At 53.5% G+C, this 26259-nt stretch carries 21 protein-coding genes; 14 read left to right on the forward strand and 7 right to left on the reverse strand.

Annotation, left to right across the window (positions count from 1 at the left end; all coding sequences use genetic code 11):
* Window positions 1-12 precede the first annotated feature (12 nt).
* From IEW06_RS18755 to IEW06_RS18770, 4 genes are all read left to right on the forward strand, one after another.
* Window positions 13-1302 carry a cation:proton antiporter gene (locus IEW06_RS18755; RefSeq protein ID WP_187731355.1) on the forward strand — a complete coding sequence of 430 codons (1290 nt, stop codon included), beginning with the start codon at window positions 13-15 and terminating at the stop codon, window positions 1300-1302.
* A gap of 399 nt (window positions 1303-1701) precedes the next feature.
* The gene (locus IEW06_RS18760) at window positions 1702-2037 is read left to right on the forward strand and encodes a hypothetical protein (RefSeq protein ID WP_188548745.1); all 336 of its coding nucleotides are present in this window, start codon (window positions 1702-1704) and stop codon (window positions 2035-2037) included.
* 91 nt (window positions 2038-2128) lie between these two features.
* Entirely contained in the window at window positions 2129-2404 is a 276-nt protein-coding gene (locus IEW06_RS18765) for a hypothetical protein (protein WP_187308827.1), read from the forward strand.
* Between the two features lie 146 nt (window positions 2405-2550).
* Window positions 2551-3897: a YfcC family protein gene (locus tag IEW06_RS18770; RefSeq protein ID WP_187731353.1), complete on the forward strand. Its 1347-nt coding sequence runs from the start codon at window positions 2551-2553 to the stop codon at window positions 3895-3897.
* Window positions 3898-3968: 71 nt separating this feature from the next.
* On the opposite strand, the gene IEW06_RS18775 is transcribed toward IEW06_RS18770, so the two are convergent.
* Entirely contained in the window at window positions 3969-4370 is a 402-nt protein-coding gene (locus tag IEW06_RS18775; protein WP_187731352.1) for a DUF6960 family protein, read from the reverse strand.
* Between the two features lie 376 nt (window positions 4371-4746).
* On the opposite strand from IEW06_RS18775, the gene IEW06_RS18780 reads away from it, so the two are divergent.
* Window positions 4747-6555: an alpha-amylase family glycosyl hydrolase gene (locus tag IEW06_RS18780; RefSeq protein WP_229743176.1), complete on the forward strand. Its 1809-nt coding sequence runs from the start codon at window positions 4747-4749 to the stop codon at window positions 6553-6555.
* Window positions 6556-6700: 145 nt separating this feature from the next.
* Complete coding sequence (locus IEW06_RS18785) at window positions 6701-8539, forward strand: glycosyltransferase (RefSeq protein WP_188548746.1); 1839 nt, start codon at window positions 6701-6703, stop codon at window positions 8537-8539.
* 84 nt (window positions 8540-8623) lie between these two features.
* Here the strand turns inward: IEW06_RS18785 and IEW06_RS18790 are convergent, their stop codons facing one another.
* On the reverse strand, window positions 8624-9619 hold the full coding sequence (locus tag IEW06_RS18790; RefSeq protein ID WP_187731351.1) for a fasciclin domain-containing protein: 996 nt from the start codon (window positions 9617-9619) through the stop codon (window positions 8624-8626).
* A 201-nt stretch (window positions 9620-9820) separates the two neighbouring features.
* Between IEW06_RS18790 and IEW06_RS18795 the strand changes: the two genes are divergently transcribed.
* The 6 genes from IEW06_RS18795 (at window position 9821) to trpS (ending at window position 14832) form a co-directional block, all read left to right on the forward strand.
* Window positions 9821-10633, forward strand: a complete 813-nt coding sequence (locus IEW06_RS18795; RefSeq protein ID WP_188548747.1) for a DUF4198 domain-containing protein — start codon at window positions 9821-9823, stop codon at window positions 10631-10633.
* Between the two features lie 235 nt (window positions 10634-10868).
* Complete coding sequence (locus tag IEW06_RS18800) at window positions 10869-11243, forward strand: STAS domain-containing protein (RefSeq protein WP_084446661.1); 375 nt, start codon at window positions 10869-10871, stop codon at window positions 11241-11243.
* A gap of 181 nt (window positions 11244-11424) precedes the next feature.
* Window positions 11425-12336: a ribonuclease Z gene (locus tag IEW06_RS18805; protein ID WP_187731349.1), complete on the forward strand. Its 912-nt coding sequence runs from the start codon at window positions 11425-11427 to the stop codon at window positions 12334-12336.
* A 98-nt stretch (window positions 12337-12434) separates the two neighbouring features.
* On the forward strand, window positions 12435-13181 hold the full coding sequence (locus tag IEW06_RS18810; RefSeq protein WP_187731348.1) for a queuosine precursor transporter: 747 nt from the start codon (window positions 12435-12437) through the stop codon (window positions 13179-13181).
* A gap of 36 nt (window positions 13182-13217) precedes the next feature.
* A complete protein-coding gene (locus IEW06_RS18815) occupies window positions 13218-13820 on the forward strand; it encodes a hypothetical protein (protein ID WP_187731347.1) in 603 nt (200 codons plus the stop codon).
* A gap of 37 nt (window positions 13821-13857) precedes the next feature.
* Window positions 13858-14832 carry a tryptophan--tRNA ligase gene (gene trpS / locus IEW06_RS18820; protein ID WP_187731346.1) on the forward strand — a complete coding sequence of 325 codons (975 nt, stop codon included), beginning with the start codon at window positions 13858-13860 and terminating at the stop codon, window positions 14830-14832.
* 147 nt (window positions 14833-14979) lie between these two features.
* On the opposite strand, the gene IEW06_RS18825 is transcribed toward trpS, so the two are convergent.
* Window positions 14980-15768, reverse strand: a complete 789-nt coding sequence (locus IEW06_RS18825; RefSeq protein WP_223284417.1) for a hypothetical protein — start codon at window positions 15766-15768, stop codon at window positions 14980-14982.
* 129 nt (window positions 15769-15897) lie between these two features.
* Window positions 15898-17088: a CaiB/BaiF CoA transferase family protein gene (locus IEW06_RS18830; RefSeq protein ID WP_229743177.1), complete on the reverse strand. Its 1191-nt coding sequence runs from the start codon at window positions 17086-17088 to the stop codon at window positions 15898-15900.
* Between the two features lie 303 nt (window positions 17089-17391).
* On the opposite strand from IEW06_RS18830, the gene IEW06_RS18835 reads away from it, so the two are divergent.
* On the forward strand, window positions 17392-18978 hold the full coding sequence (locus IEW06_RS18835) for a DEAD/DEAH box helicase (RefSeq protein ID WP_187734264.1): 1587 nt from the start codon (window positions 17392-17394) through the stop codon (window positions 18976-18978).
* Between the two features lie 153 nt (window positions 18979-19131).
* Here IEW06_RS18835 and IEW06_RS18840 read toward each other — a convergent pair whose 3' ends face one another.
* Entirely contained in the window at window positions 19132-20340 is a 1209-nt protein-coding gene (locus tag IEW06_RS18840) for a porin (protein ID WP_187731345.1), read from the reverse strand.
* A 398-nt stretch (window positions 20341-20738) separates the two neighbouring features.
* On the opposite strand from IEW06_RS18840, the gene IEW06_RS18845 reads away from it, so the two are divergent.
* Window positions 20739-20891, forward strand: coding sequence for a hypothetical protein (locus tag IEW06_RS18845; RefSeq protein ID WP_187731344.1), 153 nt, complete (start codon window positions 20739-20741; stop codon window positions 20889-20891).
* 221 nt (window positions 20892-21112) lie between these two features.
* Here the strand turns inward: IEW06_RS18845 and IEW06_RS18850 are convergent, their stop codons facing one another.
* Entirely contained in the window at window positions 21113-22597 is a 1485-nt protein-coding gene (locus IEW06_RS18850; RefSeq protein ID WP_187731343.1) for a RagB/SusD family nutrient uptake outer membrane protein, read from the reverse strand.
* Between the two features lie 21 nt (window positions 22598-22618).
* A complete protein-coding gene (locus tag IEW06_RS18855) occupies window positions 22619-25792 on the reverse strand; it encodes a SusC/RagA family TonB-linked outer membrane protein (protein WP_229743178.1) in 3174 nt (1057 codons plus the stop codon).
* Window positions 25793-26259 lie beyond the last annotated feature (467 nt).

Consider the following 26259-nt stretch of genomic DNA (forward strand, 5'->3'; position numbering starts at 1 on the left):
ACTAACTTTAGCATGACAACTCCCATCCTCATTATTTTTATCGGTTTCCTGATCTTCCTCGGCCATTACTTGGCCGAGATGTTCGACCGGACCCGTATTCCTGATGTGGTGGGCTTGCTACTGGTGGGAATACTAATAGGCCCCGTATTTCACCTCATCGATCCGGCTTCGTTCGGGCAGGCGGGCAGGGTTTTTACCAACATCGTACTAGTATTTATTCTGTTTGAGAGTGGGCTGGAGGTACGTTTTGAGCAGCTGAAATCGGCGTTGCGGGGTACCGTTACCCTCACCACCCTCAACTTCATTGTGACCACCATGCTGGTGGCGGCCATGGCCCAGATGTTCGCGGGCCTCGACTTTCTCAGCTCCGTTATTCTGGGCAGCATTCTGGGGGGCACTTCCTCGGCGGTGGTAACCACCCTAGCCCGTAAGGTGGATATTCAGGACCAAACTTCTACCACCCTGGTCATGGAGTCGGCCTTCAGCGACGTGTACACGCTGGCCATTCCTATCTCGCTGATCAGCCTTTACACCGGTGCTTCGTTTAGTCTGGGCTCCATGTTTGGGCACATTTTCACCTCGCTGGTGCTGGCTGTAGTGGCGGGCGTGGCCTCCGGCTACCTGTGGTCAATACTACTGAATAAAGTACCCACGCTTCTCAAAACGCGCTTTTCCACGCCAGCTTTCGTCTTTATCGTGTACGGATTGGTGGAGCAGCTTGATTTCAGCGGCCCAATTGCGGTACTGTTTTTCAGCATCACCTTGGGCAACGTTACGCTGCTGCGCCCGCGCCTGCTCTATCCCTATCTGCCCAGTCGCCACATCGAGCTGACCGCAGTTGAGAAAGACTTTTTCTCCGAGATGGTATTTCTGCTGCGCACGTTTTTCTTCGTGTATGTGGGCATGTCCATTGTACTCGACAACGCCTACCTGATTGGGCTGGGGGCCGCTATTACGCTGCTGCTTTTTCTGGTGCGCATCCCGGTCGTGCTGGCTTCCGCCGACACCAAAACCCCGCTGTTCGACATGTCCTTCATGAGCATCATGATTCCCAAGGGTTTGGGGGCGGCCGTACTGGCCACGCTGCCTGCCCAGCGGGGTTTGCCCAGCGGCCCCACTATTCAAACCATCACCTTTGCCGTAATTATTTTCACGACCGTTTTCTGTACGCTGCTCTTTTTTGTACTTGAAAAACGCAAGATGCTGGGCTTCTACCGGCTTTTCTTTGGCTCCCACCGCCCCCTCGATGCCGCTTCTATGCTGCCCGCCGAGCCTGCACCAGCTGCCGGGGGCAAGCCCTGATTACCCACGATTACCTCGCTGGGGGGCAAATCTGGGAGCAAGTTGAGCCTTAAGTCGCTGGGCAAAGCAATATTTGCTGCGCCAATTTGTTCACTTCTTGGTGACGCGCTATATAGCTTATGCAATTATTTATTTGTTATAAATAATCACTTGGCAGACAGCTTTTTACAAGCTATTCGCTTTAAAGACTAGAATAGCTACTGACGCTGTTAGAAGTTCGGCTAAGCTGGACCATTCTTTGTGTTGTCATATTCTAAGCACAAGAAAGGATTGAACAGGTGGCGTGCTTAGACTTCTGTTTTTAGAACAGGCGAAAAAGCCTTGGCCTGCCAAGTAGCTGCAATCCATTCCCGTTCTTAATTAAAGGCAACTGTTTGGTATTTTGCCTTTTATCTTATTATGCGTTACAGCTTACCGCTCAGCGTAGTTGCTTGGCGCTTTCATCGGGGGCCATTTCACATGTCTGTTTTTTATCAACCATCTGCGGAGTTACTGCAAGCATTGGGCTTCGTGCAATTCCGCTCGCCGCCCCGCCAAATGCGGTATAGCCGCCCCAGCGCCTGCGGACAAGAAACCGTTGTGCTCTACGAAGACGATGAAATCACTTTGCTGGAAGTAGTCGATGGCCAGATGCTCTATAGCTTTCAGGGCCGCGTAGCGTCCGAAGCAGAATTCCGCGTGTTGCTGCGGCAGGTAAACTGGTCAGCGGAGCCTCCCGAGCCTGGTTCTTGTTAGGTACCAGGGGCCACTAGGCAGGTCTAGACTTTAGCTTTTCTGCAGTCTTCAAACAGTATCACTTCCGTTTTCCTTTTTTATCAATACGCTTATGAATGAAGACTTACGCCTCAGCCTAGCCAACAATGCGAAGGAATGGCTGGCTCTTTCGCTTACTATTTCTTCCGCTGAGAAAGTGGTATTCAAGAGTATACATGATGGATTCCTCTCTAGTCACGGCGCCGAATTTATGGTGCACGTCTACCGTACTACTTTTGAGCAAGCCTTGCAGAGTATGCCCGATACCGAGCGCAATAAGCTGCTAGTGACTTTTCGCGAAGCCATGGACAAGTCCATCGATGAGCACTACGCCAGTATCTCCGCCTGATTTATCGGGTTGACCCGACACGTATTTACGCCTCTGGTTTGCTCTGGCTGCCACAGTCTGCGGCCACTTAGTTTTAAGGCTGATTAGTGGGGAATGCGTTTTTTCGTGGATGTTTGCTGACAGTACAGCATTCCTTATTCCACATCATGAACACCTTTCGCTTCCCGCACCCGCTGGTTCTTCTAGTTGGGTTTATTGTGCTGGCCACACTGCTCAGCTACGTGCTGCCCGCCGGCGTATTTGAGCGCCGCGCCGATGCAGCCACTGGCCGCGAAGTAGTCATTCCTGGCTCCTATCACCGGGTGGCACCGTCGCCGGTCAGTCTGCTGGAGGCCGTGGTTAGTATTCCGCGAGGTATGCAGGAAGCGGCCAGCGTTATCTTTTTCGTTTTTCTGACGGGCGGCGCTTTCACCGTAGTCGACCATACGGGCGCGCTGCGGCGGGGTGTCGACTGGCTGTTGGTGCGCTTTCGAGGGCGTGAGGCGCTTGTTATTCCGCTTATCTCCTTGCTTTTCGCCACGATGGGCGCGCTGGAGAATATGCAGGAGGAAATCATTCCGCTGGTGCCCGTGCTACTGGTACTTATGCGGCGCCTGGGTTATCCGGTGCTTACGGCTGCGGCGGTGAGCCTGGGGGCGGCAGCCGTGGGCGCAGCCTTTAGCCCGATTAATCCTTTTCAAGTAGGCATTGCTCAAAAGTTGGCGCAGCTGCCCCTACTATCCGGGGCGGGCTTCCGGCTGATTTTTCTGGCCGCCGCCTTGGCTCTCTGGATTGGCGGCACCATGCGCTACGCTACCCGCCACCGCATAGCCCCTGAACTTGCAGAAGCCGAAACCGAAGCTACGGGCGGCGTGGGCCGCCATGGGCTGGTGCTGCTGTTGCTCCTGCTCACGTTTGCCGCATTTACCTACGGCGTCCTGAATCTGGGCTGGGAGTTCGAGCAGATGGGCGCGTTGTTTTTCGTGCTGGGCGTAACGGCCGGCTTAGTTGGTGGCCTGGGCCTAACGGGCACAGCTGAAAGCTTTATTGCCGGCTTCCGCGACTTGGCTTTTTCGGCCCTGCTGATTGGTTTTGCGCGCGCCATTTTTGTGGTGCTAGAGCAGGGCCAGATAGTGGATACAATTGTGCAGGCGATGTCGGCACCACTGGCGGGGCTGCCGGTTACACTGTCGGCCCTGGGTATGATGGCGGTTCATACGGCCCTGCATTTGCCCGTGCCCAGTGTGAGCGGCCAAGCGGTGCTCACTATGCCCATTCTCACGCCCCTCTCCGATTTGCTCGGTTTGTCGCGCCAGGTTACGGTGCTGGCGTATCAATACGGCGCTGGCCTCTGCGAACTGATCACTCCCACCAATGGCGCCCTCATGGCTATTGTGGCGGCCTGCGGCGTGCGGTTTGATGCGTGGTGGAAGTTTGTGCTGCCCTTATACCTAGGGCTACTAGTGCTGGGCGCACTGGCTGTGGTCACCGGTATTATAATCGGTTTACAATAATTCTTTCACGAAAAAAGCCCCCCAGATAGTCGTCTGGGGGGCTTTTTTCGTGAAACTGACTTCAAATAACGCTACACGCTGCGCAATTCCTCGGGCTCAAACACCCGCTTTATTTTGCGCTTTTTCTCCACAATTTGAAATCGGGGCCGGTCGCTGCTTTCGTCCCAATACACATCGGAGATGAGGCCACGGTGCGGCGCCCGGCCCGGCTCGGGGTTTATTTCTTCTACTAAGTCGCCGAAGCTGAACACGGGTTTTTCGCTTAGCTCCGTGAACAGTTCGCCACTGACTTTGAACTGCTGCTCGTCGTAGCGAATCAAAATCCAGTCGTCAGTTTCATCAATTTTCTCAAATAACTTACCCATTGGCTCCAGCCACTCGAAGGTGCGGCGGTTGGCCGGATGGATGTAGCGCAGGCCATAATCGGGAGTCCAGGGGTATAAGCCGTAACGAACAGGTTTAGGTCGAGCCATGAAAGCGAGATAGATACAAAAATTCAACAACCAGCCGCCCGCCGATAGGTTGGGCATGGCTGGGGGGCAAATTTGAGAACACGAAACGCCGGCAATTTATTCCGCAATGCCCACTACTTCCCGTGCTGTCGCCACTTTTCTCTTGGGCTGCCACGGCACACTATTTCCTGCCTTTCTCTGTGGCATGGGCCAGAGGCCGGTCGTGGTAGGCGGGAAAGCAGGATTTATAGCCACTAAGCACGGCAAATTTCACGGCTATTGTAGTGCTCTGACGGGGGCCGGCTGCGCCTCAGACAACCAAATACTAACCTCGTCAGTTTAACACGATCTACCGTCCGGTTTTCGTAGCGACGGCTCCGTGTTTTACTACCCCTAAATGCCAACTCACCCTACCCCCACCGCCCCTACCTTACAGCTGGGTATGGGCGCTATTCCACACTCCACTGGCACCACCTTTCGCGTATGGGCACCTCATGCCGAGGAAGTTAACGTAATTGGCACCTTCAACGACTGGTCCAGCAAAAGCCACCCGCTTCAACCCGAGGCCGACGGCTATTGGGCTACCGATGTTGCCGGCGCGAAGCCCGGCGATGAGTACCGGTTTCTGCTCTGCAACAACGGGCAGGAGCTAAGCAAAAACGACCCCTACGCCCGCGAGGTCACGCACTCGGCCGGCAACTCCGTGGTGCCCAACCACGACTTCGACTGGGAAGATGACCACTTTGAAATGCCCCCCTGGAACACGCTCGTTATCTACGAGATTCATGTGGGCACCTTCAACGCCCCCGATCCGGATAAGCCCGGCACCTTCTACAACGTTATCGAGAAGCTGGATTATCTGCGGGAGCTGGGCATCAATGCCATCGAAATAATGCCCCCCACGGAGTTTCCGGGCAGCCGGAGCTGGGGCTACAATCCGTCGCATCCCTTCGCCATCGAAACCGACTATGGTGGGGCCAACGCGTTCAAGCAACTTATAAAAGAGGCTCACCGGCACGGAATAGCTGTTATTCTGGACGTCGTTTATAATCACTTCGGCCCCGGCGACCTCGACCTGTGGCAGTTCGACGGCTGGCAGGAAAACGACGGCGGCGGCATTTATTTCTACAACGACTGGCGGGCCGAAACGCCCTGGGGCCATAACCGCCCCGACTACGGCCGCCCACAAGTGCGCCAGTACATCCGCGACAATGCCCTGATGTGGCTGGAAGAGTTTCGGGTCGATGGCCTGCGGGCCGACTCTATCTCCCACATTCGCAACGTGCACGGCAGCACCGACCCCTCCACCGACTTACCCGAAGGCTGGGACCTGATGCGCTGGATCAATGAGGAGATTCGGGCGTGTATGCCCTGGAAAATCACGATTGCGGAAGATCTATTAGGTAATGAGTACATCACCCGCCCCACCGATCAGGAGGGCCAGGGCTTTTCTACCCAGTGGGATGCCGCCTTCGTGTATCCCGTTCGCGAAGCCCTGACAACTCAGCACGACGCCGACCGCGACATGCCGGCCGTAGCCGCCGCCATCATGCAAACCTATAATGGCGATGCCTTTCAGCGGGTTATCTACACCGAGTCGCACGACGAAGTGGCCAACGGCAAGTCGCGGGTGCCGGAGGAAATTATGCCCGGCGCGGCCCATCATTGGTATCCCAAAAAACGCGCTACGCTAGGCGCCGCGCTCGTGCTCACCTCCCCCGGTATTCCGATGCTGTTTCAAGGGCAGGCAATGCTGGCCGACGGCTTTTTCTCCGACGATCAGCCCCTTAACTGGAATCACGCCGAAAAACATAGCGGCTTGATTCACCTCTACCGCGACCTGATCAGCCTGCGCCGCAATTTCTCTGGCATTACGCGCGGCCTTTCAGGTCAGCATACAGAGGTTTTTCATCTGAACAACGAAGCCAAGCTCATTGCCTTCCGCCGCTGGGACCAAGGCGGCCCCGGCGATGAAACCATCATTTTGGCCAACTTCGCCGACACCACCCACGAGGCGTACTGCATTGGGCTGCCTGCTGCTGGCCAGTGGCATGTGCGCTTTAATAGCGACTGGGAAGGCTACGACCACGAGTTTGGCAACTTCGAAAGCTTCGGCGCCGAGGCTACGGAAGGCGAGTATGACGCGATGCCTTTTCACGCCTGTTTTGGGCTGGCACCGTATTCAGTCTTGATTATCTCGCAATAAAAGTCGTAAATCGAATCTTACAGAAGAGCGCAGAGCCAGTTACCTGTTCTGCGCTCTTTTGCGTGTTTACATGTGCCCGTCTGCCGGAAAATCCGTCAGCCCGTCTATCTTGCCAGCCCTACGACCTCCTAAAAACCCTTTCCGTATGCAGCCACCCGCCTCAGCCCCCGAAATCATTGCCCCCGATGCACTGCTCGTTGAAGTCGCGTGGGAAGTCTGCAATCAGGTGGGGGGCATTTATACCGTTATTCGCTCCAAAGTGCCCGCCACCGTACAGGGCTGGGGCGACCGTTACTGCTTGTTAGGACCTTATTTTCCGCAGCAGGCGCAGGGCGAGTTTGAGCCCATCGAAGATCATGAGCTAACCTTGCTGACGGATCCTTTTGCCGGGGCCGTGCGCCAGATGCGCCTCATGGGCTACGATGTGCAGTACGGCACCTGGCTGGTAACGGGCCGGCCGCGGGTGGTTCTCATCAATCCTTTTCAGGTGTACGACCGCCTCGGCAGCATCAAAGCCGACCTCTGGCAGCACCACGGCATTCCCACCCCCGACCACGACGATCTGCTGCACCAGGTAGAAGCCTTTGGGCATCTGGCTACCATTTTTCTGCAAATTCTGACTTCCGAAGTGGTACCGCCCCAGCGCGTGGTGGCTCATTTTCATGAGTGGATGACGGGCGTAGCTATTCCGGTGTTGCGCCGTGAGCAAGTACCTGTTCACCTTGTGTTTACCACGCACGCCACGCTGCTGGGCCGCTATCTGGCCATGAACGACCCCAACTTCTACGACCACCTCATGCAGGTCGATTGGGATGCCGAATCGCGCCATTTTAATATTGAAACGGCCGTACGGATAGAACGCGCGGCCGCCCACGGCTCCCATGTATTTACCACCGTGAGCGAGCTGACGGTGCGCGAGTGCATTTATTTACTGGATAGAATTCCGGACGCGGTATTGCCCAACGGCCTCAATATCGAGCGCTTCGTGGCCCTGCACGAATTCCAGAATCTGCACCAGCAGTACAAGGCCAAAATCCATGACTTTGTAATGGCGCACTTTTTCCAGAGCTACGCCTTCGATCTGGATAATACGCTGTACATGTTTACCTCGGGCCGCTACGAGTATCACAACAAAGGCTTCGATATAACGCTGGAAGCGCTGGCGCGTCTGAACTACCGCTTGCAGCAAAGCGGCATGGAAGGCCAGGTGGTGATGTTCTTCATCACGAAGCGGCCCTTCACCAGCATCAACCCACTGGTGCTGCAAAGCCGGGCGGTGCTGGATGAAGTGCGCGAAACCTGCGCGGCCATTGAGCGGCAGGTAGGCGAGCGTCTTGTGTATGCCGCCGCCGCCAGCACCGATCATCGCTTGCCCAATCTGTCGGATATGGTGGACGACTACTGGCGTCTGCGCTACCGCCGCACGCTGCAAAGCTGGAAAACCACGCAGCTGCCTTCCGTTATCACCCACAACCTGGTAGACGACGCGAAGGATGACATTTTAAATTTCCTGCGGCGCTCCAACCTGGTTAACAATCAGCACGACCGCGTAAAAATTGTGTACCACCCCGATTTTGTTTCGCCTACGTCGCCTTTGTTTGGCATGGAATACGGGCAGTTTGTGCGCGGCTGCCACCTGGGTATTTTCCCCTCCTACTACGAGCCCTGGGGCTATACGCCGCTGGAGTGCGTAGCCCGTGGCGTACCAGCCATTACCAGCGACTTATCCGGCTTTGGCGACTACGTGATGCAAAACGTGCCCGACCACGAAGACAAAGGTATTTATGTGGTGCAGCGCCAGGAAAAAACCTTCGACGAAGCGGCCGAAGAGCTCACCAACATGCTCTGGAACTTTGTGCTTTTGAATCGGCGCGAGCGAATTATGCAGCGCAATAAGGTAGAAAGCTCCTCCGAATTGTTCGACTGGAAAAACCTGCGTGAACACTACGACCGCGCCTACTCTCTGGCGCTGGAAAGAAGGTAGAAACCAGTAGCCCACGCAGCCAAAAAAGCCCCCCAGACACATATCTGGGGGGCTTTTTTGGCTGCGTGGGCTACTGGTTTAGCGTTAGGGCAGCAGCACCTGATCGATGACGTGCACTACGCCATTGGTAGCCAGAATATTAGCGGCAGTAATGTTGGCAGCAGTGCCGGAGCCTCCGCGCACGGTAAAGCCGTTGCCAGCCGCAGCAATAGTCACATTACCATTAAGCGTAGGCACGTTGCCCGGTGCCAGATCGGACGAGAATACCCGGCCCGTACCGATAATATGCTTTTGCAAAATACCTACCAGCGTGGCATCAGGTATCTGATTTACATTTTGCAGGTTCAGCGCTGTCAAGGCTGCTTGAAAAGCAGCGTCGGTGGGTGCAAATACGGTGATATTGGAAGTGTTGGCGGCGGCGGTCGTTAGCAGGGCCTGGGCTGCGGGCCGCGATAGGGCCTGTAACAACAACGTAAACTGGGCTGGGCTAGCAGTTGCGCTGCTTTGCACGATGCCGGCAATTGTCTGGCTGGGGGGCAGCAGTACGTTATCAATAGCGTGGATAGTGCCGTTGCTGGCATCTATATCGGCTGTTACTACTCTGGTGCCGCCATTTATAAAGACGTTGTTGCCAGCTTTGGTCAGGTAGATGGAGTTGTCATTGACGCCCGGAGCACTCGCCGGCCGCGCCGTGGTACTGGTGCTAGCTCCGGCAGCAATATCGCCGGCCGTTACGTTGGCCCCTAGTACGTGATAGAGCAATACGCCACGCAGGGCAGCAATCTGGTTTGCATCCGTTACGGCATTAATTTTGGCTGCCGAGCTAAAGGCGTCAAGGGGACCGCCGGCTAATTTGGCAAAAGCTGCATTGTTGGGAGCAAACACAGTAAAGGGTCCGGTCCCGCTTAGCGTCGTGGCCAGATCAGCCTTGGTGACGGCAGCTACCAGAACACTGAAGTCGGCATTGCCTTGGGCCACCTGCACGATATTTTGCTGGGTAACCGGCGGCACATCTACTTCATCGTCGTCGCAGCCGGTAGCACCCAGCCCAACTAGTACACCAACGGCGAGTAACCGCAATGCCCGCCATGAGGGAAGTGAATGAAATAAAGTGTTCGCTCTCATCTGTTAAAGGTTTTTAGTAAAAAGTTAAACAAGCATTGTGAAACTACTACTGACGAATGGAAAAATTGTTTATATTAATTTTTCATTAAACCCTAATAATCAACCACATCCACAATTTATCTTACTTATTTGGTGCGCTTTCCTCAAAAATTACTGATGCTCCTGCCCCTACTAGCATGGTCAGTGGCGGGCTTGGCTGGTGAGTTCTGGCTGCTGCCACCGCGCTTCTTTGTACTAGCTGGCAGCCAGCAGAATCTGCACCTTTTTAAAGGTGATAATTTTGTAGGTGAGCGGTGGGCTGGTAAAAGCGCCCGCCTCGCCAGTCTGTATCATTACACCGCCACCGACTCCGTTGATTTGACCGCAGCCGCTACCAGCGCCGACACGCTGCAAACGGCCATTACTTTCCCAACGCCAGGTATGCACCTGCTAGCGCTTACCACCACTAATTCATTTGTGGAGCTGGCAGACGATAAATTCACTGCTTACTTGCAAGAGGCTGGCCTCGATAATACCATAGCCCTGCGCCGCCAACGTGGCGAAACCACCAAGCCCGGCCGCGAACTATACCGGCGCTGCGCCAAAACGCTTCTTGTGGCCGGACCAATTACCACTTACGACAGCACGTTTGCCCGAGCCAGCGGGCAGGCACTGGAATTGATTCCGGAGCAAAATCCTTATGCGCTGAAAACCGGCGCCGCTCTCACGGTGCGGGTATTGTATGAAGGCAAGCCGCTACGCCGGGCGCTGGTGCAGGTGTGGCAACGAGGCGCACCCGATCAAACAATTACCCGCCGAACCAAATTATACACCAACCAAAGTGGTCGAGTACTGTTTCACTTGTCGGCGCCGGGCAGCTATATGCTTAGCGCTGTGCATATGGTGCCCACCACCGACCGGAAAACAGCCGATTGGCAAAGCACCTGGGCCACGCTCACTTTTGGATTTGCCCCCCAGAAGCGCCTTTAATACTCTTGGGATTAGTACTTAAATTTGATCAGTATTTCTCGTAGCTTAGTGTATGTTTTGAATAAGCAGAACAATAAAACAGAGTACTTATTCCGCTTTTCTACGCCTGATTAAACCATTCTGTACACTTACTTTTGTCTGCGTCCGAGTATTCCTTATCCGGGACTCGCTCATTTCACGCCAACTGAATTTTTGTTACCTTCGCAATTCCCTTTAACCCGTCCCTCACGTCCGTATGAAGTACTCCATCGATAAAAAGGAAACTTACACCATCATCACTATTGATGAGAAGAAGCTGGACACCACGGTGGCCCCGGACCTAAAATCGGAGTTTGTCAAGCTGAACGCGGAAGGCATCAACAACCTTATCCTGGATCTGGGCAACGTGAAGTACACCGATTCCTCCGGGCTTAGCTCTATCCTGATTGCCAACCGCTTGTGCAACTCTACTGGTGGCTTGCTGGTACTAACGGGCCTGCAAGACCACGTGATGAAGCTTATCACAATCAGCAAGCTTGAATCAGTACTGCATATTCTGCCCACCGTTGAAGAAGGTATTGACCGCGTATTTCTGCACGCTATCGAGCGCGACTTGACCAGCAAGGAATAGGTTTTTTAGTTATCTGCTGTTGGTTGTCTGTTGTCAGTTTATCGAAGCTGATAGTAGACGACCAACTTTTTTTATGGCTAAATGGCTGTAGGGTAAATGGCTGGTCGTCCTGACTGTGCATTTGGTAACAATAGAACGACCAGCCATTTACCCTACAGCCATTTAGCCATTTTACCTTTACATGGAGTTTGAGCTAAAAATCCTGGGTAGCGCTTCGGCCACGCCTTTTCTCAACCGGCACCACACAGCCCAGGTGCTCTCCGTCGACGCGAACTCTTACCTCATTGACTGTGGCGAAGGCACTCAACGACGCCTGATGGAATACAAAGTGCGCCATCAGCGACTGGGGGCCATTTTTATCTCTCACCTCCACGGCGACCACTTTTTTGGACTGTTTGGGCTGCTTTCTACCATGCACCTGCACGGCCGCACCGAGCCGCTGCTGCTCTTCGGCCCGGCCGGCCTCGACGATATTCTCAGCACACAGTTTCGCTACTCCCATACCCAGCTTTCATTCGAGCTGAACTTTACCCCCGTCGATACTACGCAGCACGCGCTGGTGTATGAGGACAAGTACCTGACGGTGCATAGCCTGCCCATGCGGCACCGGATTCCGTGCTGTGGCTACCTGTTTCGGGAGCACCCCAAGCGCCGCCACCTCGATAAAACCCGCCTTCCCGCCGACCTCACGCCAGCTCAGCTGGGCCGCTTGGCTCAGGGCGAAGATATCTTCGACGAAGCCGGCAATCTGGTGGTGGCCAACGCCGATGTCACCACCGATCCTTCGCCTTCGCGCAGCTACGCCTACTGCGCCGATACGCTCTACACGCCTGCCCTAGCCGACCTGGTGCGCGATGTGGACCTGCTGTATCACGAGGCTACGTTTATGGATGATATGCGCGAGCGGGCCACGCTTACTCATCATTCTACGGCACGGCAAGCGGCACACCTGGCGCGTCGGGCCAATGCCCACCGCCTGCTCATTGGTCACTTCTCCTCCCGCTACCGCGAGCTGGAGCCTTTATTGAATGAGGCAAAGGCAGTGTTTGAGTGGGTAGAGCTGGCCACTGAAGGCAAAATTGTGAGTTTGTAAGAACACGATTTTGCCTTCACAAGAACGTCATGCTTCGCTCTGCTCTGCATGACGTTCTTGTGATCAACGATTACTAAATACCGCCTACTAGCCACCTTATGACGCCTTTTGCACGCAAAAAACAGCAGCTTTATCTCGTACTCAGCGGGATTTTTGTGGTGAATGCATTGCTGGCAGAAATCATTGGAGTCAAGATATTTTCGGTGGATGCCCTAATGGGACTGCCCGGTAACCTGACGGCCGGTGTGCTGATCTGGCCGGTCGTATTTGTCACCACCGATATCATCAACGAATACTTTGGGCGAGCGGGCGTGCTGCGCATCAGCTACCTCACCGTCGGCCTGATTCTGTATGCCTTCGTGGTTATTTTGGCCACCACACATTTGCCCCCCGCCGCCTTCTGGCTCGATGTAAACAAGACGGACGCGGCTGGCCGTCCATTCAATATTGACTTTGCTTACCAAAGCATTTTCCGCCAAGGTCTGGGAATTATTGCCGGCTCCATCACGGCCTTTCTGATTGGACAGGTGCTCGACGCGACGGTATTTCAGGCTATACGGCGCCTGACGGGTGGGCGCTACGTGTGGCTGCGCGCTACTGGCTCCACGCTTATCTCGCAGCTCGTGGATAGCTTCGTGGTGCTGTATGTGGCGTTTTACTTATTCGGCAATTGGTCGTTCGACCAAGTACTGAGCGTAGCCAACACGAACTACTGGTATAAATTCGGGGCGGCAATTCTGCTTACGCCGGTTATTTATTTGGCTCATTTTCTGATTGACCGCTACCTCGGCCACGAAGAGACTGTGGAATTGCAGCAGGAAGCAGCGGCTGATGTAAGTGTTTGAGTCTAATGCCTCTTTATCAATTCCTGAAAACTTTATATGCGTTCCTTTCTTCTGTTTATATGTATTCTTTTTCTACCAATTCTAACAAAAGCACAGTTCGATTTTAAACCCGGTTCTTACGTGCTAGAAAATGACATATATGTTCGTCATTATAGCGCCATCAAGGAAAGCGGGAAATATTTAACATCAAAAATTGATAAAGACAGAACGGTAAAATATCTCTGGAAGGATATTCACTCGTATCGAATTGGTCTGCGTCGTTATATCAAAGCAAGTGGCTTTCCGGTGAGATCTCAATCAGGATTCACGGACGAAACTGCTAATAACATATTTGTTGAATTACTTGATAGTGGAGCAGTATCTCTTATGCGGTATGAATATCAACCTATAGCAGGCTATATGCCACCACCAAATATTTATTTATTACAAAGAGCAGGCGAAACTTACGCATCTGCTATTCCATATACCGTATTTGATGAGGGCGGAAAGAGATTCCGTGAATATGTTTCTTTATTTGTTAGCACGCGTCCTGATTTATTAAAAGCACTAAAAGACAAAAGAGTTAATATAAATAATCTACAAACCTTTATTCAGGCATTTAATAGAGGCGAACCATTTTTAAATTATCCTATGCAGTAGGTTTCCTAAAGCAAACACGAACTACGAACAACTAAATATGTCCCGAATTCTCACCGGTATCCAAAGCACCGGCCGCCCACACCTCGGCAACTTGCTGGGGGCCATTTTGCCTGCCATCGAGCTGTCGAAAAGCGCCCAGAACGACTCGCTGTATTTCATTGCTGATCTGCACTCGCTTACCACGGTGCGCGACGCGCAACTGCTGCGGCAAAACACCTACGCCGTGGCCGCAGCGTGGCTGGCCTGCGGATTTGATACCGAGAAAAATCTGTTTTACCGCCAGTCTGATGTGCCTCAGGTAACGGAGCTGACCTGGTATCTGAGCTGCTTCACGCCGTATCCGATGCTGGCAAATGCGCACTCCTTTAAGGATAAATCGGATAGGCTAGCAGACGTAAACGCGGGCTTGTTCACGTATCCGGTGCTGATGGCGGCGGATATTCTGCTCTACGACGCCGACATTGTGCCTGTGGGCAAAGACCAGATTCAGCACCTGGAAATAACGCGTGACATTGCTGCTACATTCAACAGTCGCTACGGCGAAACGTTTGTGCTGCCTAAGGCTCGTGTTGATGAGCAATTGATGACGATTCCGGGCACCGATGGGCAGAAAATGAGCAAGAGCTACGGTAATATCATCGACATATTTGCCCCCGAAAAAGACCTGCTCAAAACCATCAAAACTATCGTGACGGACAGCCGCGGACTTGACGACCCGAAAGACCCGGAAAACGACACTATTTTCAAGCTGTATTCGCTGCTCGCTACGCCCGCCGATACGGAAGTAATGCGCGCGAAATATCTGGCTGGCGGCTACGGCTACGGCCACGCCAAACAGGCGTTATTCGACCTGATTATGCAGCGTTTTGCTACCGAGCGCGAGCAGTTTTCTTTCTACATGGAACACCTGCCCGAGCTAGATGCGCGCTTGGCCGAAGGAGCCCGCAAAGCGCAGGCGTACGGCCGTGAGGTTTTAAATCGGGTACGCGAAAAAATTGGGTATTCTGTCTAAAAACGAACTACTTGAGCCTGACAAATAGAACAGCATAATTGAAGCAGATTTTCTAACAAAAAAGCCCCCCAGAACTACTTCTGGGGGGCTTTTTTGTTGAACTAAAATATCCTTACAAACCTATAACCTAATACGTCAGCGGGTCAATCATTCCAGGTGATGCTGGCCACTATAGAAGCTAAAACCTAATTTACTACCGCGGCTTACCTGTTGATTTTCAATTTTTTGCTTTACCGTAATTTTCTGGATTTCCTGGAGCGGCGGCGCAATCAAATCGTTGTTTACGGCGGCAATCATAGCGCTCTCCACGAACAGTTTCAGGGCGTCGTGGGTGAGCATGTTATCAGCCATATTTATATCAGGCAGTTCGAGCTCTTTTACACCCTCGATGAAGTAGTGATTTTCGATATTAATGAGCAGTCGGCCCACTAAATAACCAGGGTCATTGAGGCGCTGGTATTTGATGCTATCGGCCATGAAATTATAGGCCATAATATGGCCGAAAAAGCGGCGCCGAAAATCCTCTCCTACGTACTTGCTCGGCATGGGGCCGTAGTCATCGGGAAAAGTGACAATATTGGAGTGCATCACGAACATGAGTAGGTCGCCGGAGAAACGAATGTGAAACTCCATCTCGTTGATGGGCCGGTACTCAATTACCACTGTAGAATCGATGGCCGTGATGCGCCGACTTAGCTCCAGCGTCAGCTCCATCGATACCTGACGCAGCAACTCAAAGGCGGCGCTGGTATTACGGAAGATGGCTTGCTTAGCCGTGGCTTTTTGCTTTAGTCCTTCCGAAATAAGTGCCAGACGCTCAATAGCTACCTCAGCCGTAATTTCTTCAGCGGCAGCCATCGCCTCCTCATGTTTATGCGTAGTTTCAGCATCCTTTAGAGGAGCAGCAACTGGTTTTTTGGGGGTTCTTTTGGCCATAATTGCAAAGGGTGGTAAAGGTGGCCGCCGGGCCGGAAAGCCGTGAGCAGTAGTAGGAAGTTACGCGGTTGAGCTTGTTAAGTTAATGGACCAAAGCTGTGCCAAGCCGGATTTTGCCAAATCGGTTTGCTACGATTCAGGGGTCAGCAATCCATTTTCTGCCTGATGCTGAGCCAGATGCGGCGGGCTTGTGAGTGCGGCTGCGGATTCCCAAGTATTGCTCTGAAAAGCAACCGTTCGCAGACCCGAATGCGGAAAATCGGCTGTAGGGGGCAAAATCATCCGCTCCGCCGACTCGTGCCTTATCGCCTCCCCTACCGTGCGCACGGCGCCCGCTGGTACGGCCTGCTTTTCCAGCGTTTGCAGCAGCTCATCGCCATTTACTTCCCCTATGCGCTGGCGCAGCAGCTCTTCCAGCGCTGTTCGATTAGCTACTCGCAGGGCATTCGTTTGAAAGCGCGGATGTGTCGTCCAATCCGGCCGGGCTAGAGCCGCACACAGCAGACCAAATTGCCGGTCGCTGCCCACGGCCAGCACCAGATGTCGGCCATCGGCGGCGCAATACACGGTACCGTAGGGCACAATGCCCGGATGCCCGGATCCTAAAGGCTTGGGGTCGTGGCCGGTAACGAGCCAGGTCGCGGCCTGATTAGCCAACGAAGCCAATGCACTGTCGAGCAAAGACGTCTGCACATAGGTGCCGCGGCCGGTGTGCGTACGCTGGTAAAGGGCGGTCAGCAAGCCTTCTTTCAGCTGATGCGCGGCCAAAAGATCAATCAGGGCCACGGGCATTTTCAGCGGCTCACTCCCGGGTGGGCCATTCAGATACATAAAACCCGCTTCGGCCTGTAGCACTGCATCGTAACCCGCGCGTTTGGTGGCAGGGCCGTAGCCAGTGAGATGACCGTAGATGAGACGCGGATTGGCGGCCGAAAGGGTAATATAATCGGCGCCCAGCTTTTCAGCATCGCCTGGTTTATAGCTAGCCAACACGATGTCGGCGCGAGCAGCGAGAGCCTGGATAGCTGCTTTGCCATCAGCCGTGGTGAGGTCCAGAACGATAGACTTTTTACCCCAATTTGAAGCAGCGAAATAGGCGGAAATATCAGTTTCAGAATTTTCAGAGGCGGTCTTCCAGGTGCGAGTTACGTCGCCGCTGGGGGCTTCCACTTTTATAACTGTCGCCCCAAGTTCTGCGAAGAACTGACCGACCTGCGGCCCCGCTAATACGGAGGCTAATTCAAGAACAAACAGGCCAGCGAAGGGCTGGGGGGCTTTTTCAACGACAGGGGCAGCGGAAGGCAAGGTAGTCAGATCCATTTTTGGCCAGCAGAAGTTCGGCAAGATAAATCCGATGAGCGGCACATTTTCAAGCTGTCGGCTCCGTCTGCTTTTGAACCCCAGCACGAAGACGTTTGTCTTATTCCATATACGCCGCACTTATCCGTGACATAGGCAAATGCAGCCCCAACGGCAGCGCTTCAAAATGGCGTATATTTGCACTAAATCAAGCGGTTCGCTGACCAGAAAAACAAGGTCAGCTATTTCTTCACTTCACTTAGCTGTACCTTGAAATTTAGCGAGTTTAATCTGCACGACGACCTTCTGGCCGGTGTGGATGCCATGAATTATCTGAATGCCACTCCCATACAGGAGCAGGCAATTCCAAAAATTATTGAAGGTAAAGACCTGATTGCCTGCGCCCAGACGGGTACCGGCAAAACGGCGGCTTATCTGCTTCCTCTCCTCGACCGCATTTCGCACGCCAAGCACGGCCACACCTCCACCCTCATTCTGGTGCCCACCCGCGAGCTGGCCACGCAGATTGACGAGCAGGTAACCGGCTTCGGCTACTTTGTGGAAGCCAGCAGCATAGCCATTTATGGCGGCGGCAAAAGCGAAGGTTGGGAGCAGCAAAAACGCGCCCTCACCAGTGGCGCCGACATCATCATTGCCACGCCCGGCCGCCTGATTGCTCACTTGCAAATGGGCTACGTGAAGTTCGACCAGATCAAATATCTGGTGCTGGATGAGGCCGATAAGATGATGGACATGGGCTTCTCCGATGACATCCTCAACATCGTGAGTCAGTTGCCGAAGAAGCGCCAGACGCTGCTTTTTTCGGCTACCATGCCCAATAAAATCCGCGACTTCTCGAAGCAGATTCTCAACGAGCCCGAAGAAATCCGGCTGGCCGTATCCAAGCCCGCCGCCGGCATCGACCAGCAGTTGTACATGGCTTTCGACCGCCAGAAAATCTATATTCTGGAGCACATTCTCAAAACCCAGAATGTGCAGAGCATGGTGCTGTTTACCTCACAGAAAGCGGCCGTGGGCAGCATCGTGCGGTCTATTAACAAGCTAGGTTACGTGGCCCAGGGCATCAGCTCCGACCGTACCCAGGAAGAGCGCGAGCAAATCATGCGCGACTTCAAGAACAAGCAGTTCCCCATTCTGGTAGCTACCGACGTGCTCAGCCGTGGCATTGATATAGATAGCCTTTCGCACGTAGTGAATTACGATATTCCGCGGGCTGCGGAAGATTATGTTCATCGCATCGGCCGCACGGCCCGCGCCGCCACTACCGGCACGGCCATCACCTTCATTGCCGACCAAGACCAGGACCGCGTTCTTAAGATTGAGAAGCTCATTGAGCGGGAGCTGGAAAAGAAGAATATCACCGAGGAATTGGGCTTGGGCCCTGCACCGGAGTTTGACCCCAAGCGCTTTAGCGGTCTGGGGGGCAAAATTGGTGGTCGCCCGGCTCGCAATGGCCATTCTGGCGGCGGAAGCTCACGTGATGGAGGCCGTGGCCCCCGCCGTGAAGGCCCTCGGGATGGTAGCCGCCCGCCCCGCCGCGATGCAGATGCCAACGATCCTGGGCAGAAAGAGCGTATTGCCAAGGCTAACGCGGCCCTGGCTGCTCTCGACGCCGGTGGTGCGCCAGCTCAGCCCTACCAGCGCCCGCCCCGCGCCCCGCGTCCGGAAGGCGAAGTGCGGGAGCCGCGTGCACCCAAAGCTGAAGGCGAACCAACAACTGGCAGCAGCCAACCACGCCCACCACGCGAGCCTCGAGCTGAAGGAGACGCTGGTGAAGTTCAGAAACGTCGCAAGCGCGGAGGCCGTAACCGCAATAGTCGTGGCCCACGGCCTGAAGGCGGCAGCACCGAGACCGCGCAAGCGGCGCCTTCAGTAGCTGACAAAGACTAGAACTCAAGTAAAAGCCCCCCAGATAACTATCTGGCGGGCTTTTTTTATAAGAAGCCAAGCTGCCAAATTCCTAAAGTTGCTGGCGGAACTAGCTTAGGCAAGTGGGTCACCGATCTCGCGTCCTGTTGGGAGTCGGGCAAGGTAATTAACTACTTAAAAGTTGACTTGAGCCTGCAGGCGCAACAACCCACCGCGCTGCTGGTTGCTGGGTCGCTGAGAATCCTCGAAGCGTCGCGAGGAAAGCGTGTACATGGCCACCAGTTCGAAGCTGCTGAACGGCTGCCACTCCGCCCCGATTTCGGCCTCGCGCACGGTGTAGCTGCGGGCGTCACGCTCGTGCTTTTTGCCGCCATCGTAGTACTGAATGCGCAGAAACGGATAAAGCTGCTGCTGCTTATAGCGCAGCCGGTAGTTCAGCAGCATGTAGCCGCCGTGCAGGTTCTGGGTTTCAATGCTATCGGTGCGGGGGTTAAACTCGGGGCCTCGGCCCACATTGTATTCGGCCTGCACCCCGAACGGCTGGGGATAAAGCACGAAAGTGGCCGCCACGCGCTGATCGGGGTAGCGCAGGTCGGGTCGATACTTCACGCGGGCCGACAGTTGATCCTTGGCTACCACGTACTCGCCAGTATAGGCCTGTAGTCCCGGCTCTATGATCTGCTGACCCACGACCAGCGGGTACGTGAAGCGCGCTACTATGTGGCGCTGGTTGTTAAGTTCCGGGCGGTTGGCGGTCTGGCCATTGTAAGCGCCCACGCCCAGCATGCCGTAGTCGCCGGAGCCTTTGAGTCCATCCTTGACGAGCTTTGCCAAGCGCTCCCGCACGGCCGTAGGCGCCCAGTAGAACATGACCCCTAGATCCCGCTCATTAGCCACAGCGCTATTCAGGCCGTCATTGCGGTCGAGGGCCAGACGGTTCTGGCTCGATTGCATATTCTCGAAGCCATAAGGCACTTTGCTCTGCCCTATCCGCAGCCGAAACCGGCTAGCCTTATCCAGGCCCAGATCGATGTAGGCATCGCGCAATTGCCCAAAGTTCTGGGAGCTGCTCCCACTTGGAACGCTGGCAAAGTCAGGCTGCAAATAAAAATAGACGCGCTCGTGCAGCTGCCCGAAGAAAATTACCCGCACCCGCCGCAGGAAAAATCCACCATTTCTGCCCCACGACCTGTCGCACTGCTCACAGGTCAGGTCGGGGTTGGTCTCAAGCAAACGGTTGTAGCGTGCCTGCGCGTAGCCCCGGATAGCAATGTTCTGGTACCATTTTTTAGCAGCCGGCGTGGTTGGAGGCAGCGAGTCGGCCATTTGACCGTAAGCTTGACTGGCTAGTAAAACCAGCAAGCTGAGTAACAATTTCTTCATGAAAGGATAATGCTGGCACAAAGTGCGGCATTATATGTTACCCCTATGTTACCTAAGTGTGACCTTAATGTTACGAATGAATTGCCGGCTTTAAGGTTAGTCGTCAGGATGCATCTTTTTAAGAACAAAAAGCCCCCTAGTGTTGGTATGGGGGGCTTTTTTGGGTCTAGACAATATTGCTGGGTAACGGAAAAGCGGCAATTCGCTCTACAGCCCATCTGCTTATTCAACCTCCCATTACACCTACCCTGAATAGGCAAATGAAGGTGCTAAGCAAGGGAAGGTAAAAAATCAGCAAATAGATGCCTGAATAAAAAGGCCTTACATTTGGCAATTCAATGAGTGAATGTATCCTTCTCGGAATATCTACCGTTGATAAGCACCTAAATACTTCCCTTATGAAGCCTACCAAATCAAAACAGGTTGAAGAGCTGAAAGACGCAGCTACCACCACGCGCCAAGCAGAAACGCCTCTGGAGGCGCTATATCGCCGGGTTAAGCAGGCCCAACAGCGTCGTATCCAAAAGCGCAAGCGCATTCACGCCCACTAATCTGGCCGTGCAGTTTCAATAAAAAGCCCCGGCTACTGTTTACGTAGCTGGGGCTTTTTATTGAAACTAGAGCTGATGGTGAGCCTGAGAATGAGAGTTTATTTCTCTCATTCTCAGGCCACAGATTTTTCATCAGTGAAAATGAGCGTGGCATACGCATCAAATCTAAAAAAGCCCCCCAGCATATTGTTGGGGGGCTTTTTTAGATTTGATGCGTATGTCTAGTTGCGGGTCATCAGCGCATTTGCCTGCAACTCGCCAGCCGGAATTGGCCACACATACAGCGGATCTGATGGGGCAACGGCGCTGACAGAGCTTTTCTCTGGAATCGTGGCATTCAATCGCATGATGTCCATGTTGCGAATTCCCTCGCCCAAAAACTCGATACGGCGCTCAAGCAGAATATTACTGACCGTAGCCTGCGTATAAGGGGTGCCTGCAGAGCGCGTACGCACAGCATTGAGCAGGTCCAAAGCCTGAGCATCGGTGGGCCCGTTTACTCGAGCACGCGCCTCAGCCAAATTCAGGAGCACCTCAGCGTACCGAATAACCGGCGCTTTATCCAGGAACGGGTTTGTGGAAGTAGAGCCGTTGGAATACTTCGTCAGAAAAGGAGTCGTTCCGACCCGGAATACGAAATTCGTCCTGCGCGCATCCGTAGCCGACCAGGCCGCATTGCCCAGAATGCCATCGGAGTTCAGCGCGTACTCACCGTTGCCACCGCGTGAGCCTGGCAGGAAGTAAAATCCCAGCTGATTTTGGGTGCCAGGAGCGTTCTGAGCAGTAAATGGGAAGCTCAAGATGCTCTCTGAGGTTTCCTCTGGAAAGGTAAATACGGCGGCTATCGAAGGATTGAGAGCATGAGCCACGCCACTAGTCGCGGTAAAAGGCGCGGCGGCAGACACAATCTTATTGGCCTCCGTAATAACCTCTGCGTAGCGTCCCATTGCCAAGAGTACACGCGTTTTTAGGGCAATAGCGGTATTGCGATGTGCTCTGGTTGTGTTTAGGGCAGCACCACTATACGTCAGGGGCAAATTTTGCTCGGCAAAGATCAGATCAGCTAAAATCTGATCATACACTTCAGCTACTGTGCTGCGTGCCAAGTCGTTGTTGGTGGAGCCGGTTTCTGCCATGATGCGCAAGGGCAAACCGGGCCTGCTCCCCTGACCATCGGCATAGGGCCGGGCATAGAGTTGCAAAAGCGCGTGGTAGCTCAGCGCCCGGAGCAGCCGTGCCTCACCCCGGTAAGTATTGGCTGTAGTAGTTGCGAAGTCGGCGGGAAAAGCCGGAGCCACAAACTTTGCCGTGTTGGCATCAATGCCAGCCAGAAACACATTAACCTGGTTAATAGCAGCATACGCGGCGTTCCAGAGGTTGGTAACGTCATTTTGCGACGACTCGGTAAGCGTATGATTCCATACACTATAGCCCGTCACGTTATTACTCGTTTGCACGATAAAATCGTCGGCCCGAATATCGCCATACACCTGATAGCGGCCGCCATAAAAGGCGCCTGCCTTCACATAGGTGTAAAGGGAATTAACCTGTAGCGCAACCCGCGTGGGAGTGTCAAACACCACCAAATCGGAGAATACCGTTTCTGGAACCGGCTCCAGCAAATCAGTCTGGCAGGAGAAGGTTCCCATGCTTAGTAAGGCAGTGCAGATAGCCACCTTCGCCTTGTTCTTTAATATTGTATTCATCAGTGTCAGAGAGAGCTAGAATTAGAAACCAATGTTGAAGCCAGCCGTGAATGTGCGGGCCTGACCGATGGAGTTGCGGTCGACACCGGCGCCAGTGTTGGTATTTCCGTTTGTCGAGATTTCGGGGTCAATACCTGAGTAGTTCGTGAGCAAGGCAGCATTCTGAACCTGCACATACACGCGAGCGGTGGCAAGTCCCAACTTGGTAGCCAAGGTTGAAGGCACCGAATAGCCCAGCGACACATTGCGCAGACGAGCGAAATCACCCTTTTCTACATTGCTCGATATTACCAGCGCAGAGCCGTTCGACACGTTGTCGCCGTACACCACGCGGGGCCATTCAGCATTCGTGTTTTCTGAAGTCCAACGGTTCAGGATATCCTTCTCGTTGTTCCAGAAGCGCTGATCATGCAAACCCGACTTGGTGCCATTATAGATATAATTGCCCCCCGAGTACTGAATGAATACACCCAAGTCGAAATTCTTGTAGCGGAACGTGTTATCGAAGCCGCCGTACCACTTTGGCAGCGTTGGGCCAAAGTAAATACCGTCGGCCAGCTGCGTAGGAGCCGTGGTGTTCACGCCGTCAAGCGTTGTCCAGCCGGTAGAGCCGGGGCCGGACGTACCTAAGTGATTGTACTGAACGACTGTGCCGTCAATTTTGCGCACCATACGCTGACCGTTGGCTGGATTCACGCCCATGGAGGGAACAGCCAGGATTTCGCCCACCGACCGGCCCACTTCCGTGAAGTTGACAATCTCAAGACCGGAAGTAGCCGTAGCAATGCGCTGGCCTTCAGTAACAAGCGTCAATACGCGGTTTTTCAGGGTTGTAAAGTTGCCGTTAACTGTCCAGCTGAAATCCTTGCCCTGGATAGCCCGCAGGTTAAGGTTTAACTCAACACCAGTGTTGTGCATGGAGCCTACGTTGGCTGCAATAGTGTTATTCGGAACACCTCTGGAAGGCGCCTGGGGCACATCCAGAATCAACCCATCAACGAGGTTGTGATAGTAAGAGAAGTCACCCTGTACCCGATCCTGGAATACGCCGAAGGAAAAACCAACATCGGTCTTTTTGCTGGTTTCCCACGTCAAATCCGGGTTGCCAGCCGTAGAGTAGCCCAGCGTTGCACTGGAGCCATACAGACCCGAACCATACGTCGACAATGAAGCGAAGTCGTTGATGCCCTGGCTGTTGCCTACCTCACCGTAGCTACCCGTAAACTTCAGGAAGTTGAAGACATTAGAAAAGGCGGCATCCTTCCAGAACTGCTCTTCCGATACAATGTAGCCCAGAGATGCCCCGTAGAAATTGCCCCATTTTTCGTTGCCCCAAGCTGAGTAGCCGTCACGACGCACATTGATAGAGGCCAGATATTTTTTGGCAAAATCGTAGGTCAAACGGCCGAAGTAAGAAACTAAGTAGTTTTCTCCCTGAGAGTTGCCCGATACGGCAATGTTGGTGTAGTTGCCTTGGTACGTGTTAAAGAAGTCATCAGCTACCTGCGTACGACTGGCTCCCCAGCGGTCCACCTGCGTGCGCTGTTGCTCGCCGCCTAGCAGGATGGAAGCATTATGGTTGCCGAAGCTGCGGTCGTACTGAGCAGTGTTCTGCCAGTTCCAGCGCTTGTTAGTGCGGAAGTAATTGGCGGCTTGGCCCCCGGTGGCATAGCCGTCGCCGGATAGGGCGGTATAGAACAATTGATCTTCAAAGGAGCTATTGTTCAAACCATAGGTGGTCCGTACGTTCAGGCCTTTCAGTATCTCCCAGTTCGCATACAAGCTACCCTGAATCTCGTTGCCTTCGGAGGTGAAGTAGTTGTTCTCCAGGTCAACCAGTGGGTTGTAGTAGCCCGTGACCAAAGGAGCGTAATTCGGCGCGGGGTTGGTATTGGCTCCCGGCCCAACGCCATTGCCCGCCGTATTGATATTTGGAGTGCCGTCGGGATTGCGAGCGGCTACGTTTGGAGGCAATACCAGCGGAGCCCGACCTAAGCCGGCTATGCTGAAAGCGGCATCACCAATAGAGCCAGAGTTGGGCGAAGAATTGTAGTTATTAGAATAGCCGATTCGAGCGCCTACGGTGAAGTTCTTGTAGACTTTGTGGTCGATGTTTATCCGGCCCGACAGACGCTGAAATTCGTTATTCTTCAACATGCCATTCTGGCCCGTGTAGCCAACCGAGGCATAATAGGTCGTCTTTTCGGTACCGCCCGAGAAGTTCAGAGCGTTGGAATGCGAAAAGCCGGTGCGGTAGATGTAATCATACCAACGGGTATCAACGACATTTCCATCAGCATCAAAAGAAGGCAGAAACCCTTCCCGGTTGTTGGCAACGGCCCCTACAGAGGCGCGGTTTGCATTCAGATTGCGAACAGCCTCGTTTTTGATCAGCATGTAGTCTTCGGCACCCAGCACTTCGTACAGGCGGACGGGTTTGCTCCAGCCTACCCATGAGTCGAGCGATATGCGACTCTGCCCTTTTTTGCCACTCTTGGTTGTTACCAGAATAACGCCCCCCGCAGCCCGGGAGCCGTAGATAGCAGCCGCAGCGGCATCCTTCAGCACTTCAATGCTTTCAATATCGTTGGGGTTAACGTTGCTGAGCGGGTTGTTTGGCACGCTGGAAAGCGCCGAGTTGTTGCCGCTGAACGCCGGAATGCCGTCGATTACATACAACGGAGCCGAGCTGAGGTTGATGGAGTTCACCCCCCGAATCCGGACGACGGGCGGCGTATTCAGCACGCCATTAGGAGTCGTGACGTTTACGCCGGGGGCGCGGCCCTGCAACGACTGCTCAAAGCTCTGCACTGGCTTCTGAGCTATATCCGTTCCGCTGATGGTCGCTACTGAGCCCGTCAGCTCGCGGCGAAGCTGGGTACCGTAGCCAATCACAACTACTTCGTTGAGGCCGGTAGTATTAGGCACCAAGCTCACATCGATGGTCGTCTTGTCTCCTATTGCTACCTCTTTTGTATCGTAGCCGATAAACGAATACACAAGGATAGTAGCTGTGGTTGGCACCGCGGCCAAGGTGTAAGCGCCATTGGCATCAGTAGAGGCGCCCTGCGTGGTTCCTTTTACCACCACAGTAACGCCTGGAAGCGTACTTCCATCTGCTGCTGCCACCTGCCCAGAAATGGTGCGTACCTGCGCCTCGACTTGGTGGACGAGGAGGGCAAATACTGTAAGCATGCACAGTAGTAATGTTTTTCTCATGTGTCGGTTTTTAAGCGTTAAAAAAATTTAACTGATGCCGACAAGAAATGGGCTTTATTTTAACTGAACAACTGGATCTTTGAATTATGAAATTGTAAACGTTTGAGTTAGAAAACATTGTTTCTTAAATCATATCATATGTAGATACGGTTTTTATTATCTAACTATCACTTAGACGATTACGCTCTGTAGACAATTAACTTTTTAAACAGCTTCACTTTTGTAATTTCTCTTTTAGAAGCCATTTAACCGAAAATAAAAATGGCTAACACAGTAGTTTTCACGGCTCATTTCATTTAAAAATATGGTCTGTTATTAGAAAAAACTCGAATCAAAAAAGGCTCATTTTATCTGTTGCTTCACAGATAAAATGAGCCTTTTTTGATGCTATTCTACTGCATCGATTATTTCTTACTCGCTTAAGAAGAGCAAGAATTTTGAAC

Origin of the sequence: Hymenobacter qilianensis (genome assembly GCF_014638675.1) — a bacterium.
Taxonomy (GTDB): Bacteria; Bacteroidota; Bacteroidia; order Cytophagales; family Hymenobacteraceae; genus Hymenobacter; species Hymenobacter qilianensis.

What these genes read in the sequence shown, in the direction of transcription:
- IEW06_RS18815 (WP_187731347.1), top strand. Translation starts at nt 13,218, where the DNA reads ATGCGTTCCTTTCTTCTGTTTATATGTATTCTTTTTCTACCAATTCTA.
- IEW06_RS18830 (WP_229743177.1), bottom strand. Translation starts at nt 17,088, where the DNA reads ATGGATCTGACTACCTTGCCTTCCGCTGCCCCTGTCGTTGAAAAAGCC.
- IEW06_RS18840 (WP_187731345.1), bottom strand. Translation starts at nt 20,340, where the DNA reads ATGAAGAAATTGTTACTCAGCTTGCTGGTTTTACTAGCCAGTCAAGCT.
- IEW06_RS18755 (WP_187731355.1), top strand. Translation starts at nt 13, where the DNA reads ATGACAACTCCCATCCTCATTATTTTTATCGGTTTCCTGATCTTCCTC.
- IEW06_RS18780 (WP_229743176.1), top strand. Translation starts at nt 4,747, where the DNA reads ATGCCAACTCACCCTACCCCCACCGCCCCTACCTTACAGCTGGGTATG.
- IEW06_RS18855 (WP_229743178.1), bottom strand. Translation starts at nt 25,792, where the DNA reads ATGCTTACAGTATTTGCCCTCCTCGTCCACCAAGTCGAGGCGCAGGTA.
- IEW06_RS18850 (WP_187731343.1), bottom strand. Translation starts at nt 22,597, where the DNA reads ATGAATACAATATTAAAGAACAAGGCGAAGGTGGCTATCTGCACTGCC.
- IEW06_RS18795 (WP_188548747.1), top strand. Translation starts at nt 9,821, where the DNA reads ATGCTCCTGCCCCTACTAGCATGGTCAGTGGCGGGCTTGGCTGGTGAG.
- IEW06_RS18765 (WP_187308827.1), top strand. Translation starts at nt 2,129, where the DNA reads ATGAATGAAGACTTACGCCTCAGCCTAGCCAACAATGCGAAGGAATGG.
- IEW06_RS18835 (WP_187734264.1), top strand. Translation starts at nt 17,392, where the DNA reads ATGAATTATCTGAATGCCACTCCCATACAGGAGCAGGCAATTCCAAAA.
- IEW06_RS18845 (WP_187731344.1), top strand. Translation starts at nt 20,739, where the DNA reads ATGAAGCCTACCAAATCAAAACAGGTTGAAGAGCTGAAAGACGCAGCT.
- trpS (WP_187731346.1), top strand. Translation starts at nt 13,858, where the DNA reads ATGTCCCGAATTCTCACCGGTATCCAAAGCACCGGCCGCCCACACCTC.
- IEW06_RS18810 (WP_187731348.1), top strand. Translation starts at nt 12,435, where the DNA reads ATGACGCCTTTTGCACGCAAAAAACAGCAGCTTTATCTCGTACTCAGC.
- IEW06_RS18775 (WP_187731352.1), bottom strand. Translation starts at nt 4,370, where the DNA reads ATGGCTCGACCTAAACCTGTTCGTTACGGCTTATACCCCTGGACTCCC.
- IEW06_RS18760 (WP_188548745.1), top strand. Translation starts at nt 1,702, where the DNA reads ATGCGTTACAGCTTACCGCTCAGCGTAGTTGCTTGGCGCTTTCATCGG.
- IEW06_RS18805 (WP_187731349.1), top strand. Translation starts at nt 11,425, where the DNA reads ATGGAGTTTGAGCTAAAAATCCTGGGTAGCGCTTCGGCCACGCCTTTT.
- IEW06_RS18800 (WP_084446661.1), top strand. Translation starts at nt 10,869, where the DNA reads ATGAAGTACTCCATCGATAAAAAGGAAACTTACACCATCATCACTATT.
- IEW06_RS18825 (WP_223284417.1), bottom strand. Translation starts at nt 15,768, where the DNA reads ATGGCCAAAAGAACCCCCAAAAAACCAGTTGCTGCTCCTCTAAAGGAT.
- IEW06_RS18785 (WP_188548746.1), top strand. Translation starts at nt 6,701, where the DNA reads ATGCAGCCACCCGCCTCAGCCCCCGAAATCATTGCCCCCGATGCACTG.
- IEW06_RS18770 (WP_187731353.1), top strand. Translation starts at nt 2,551, where the DNA reads ATGAACACCTTTCGCTTCCCGCACCCGCTGGTTCTTCTAGTTGGGTTT.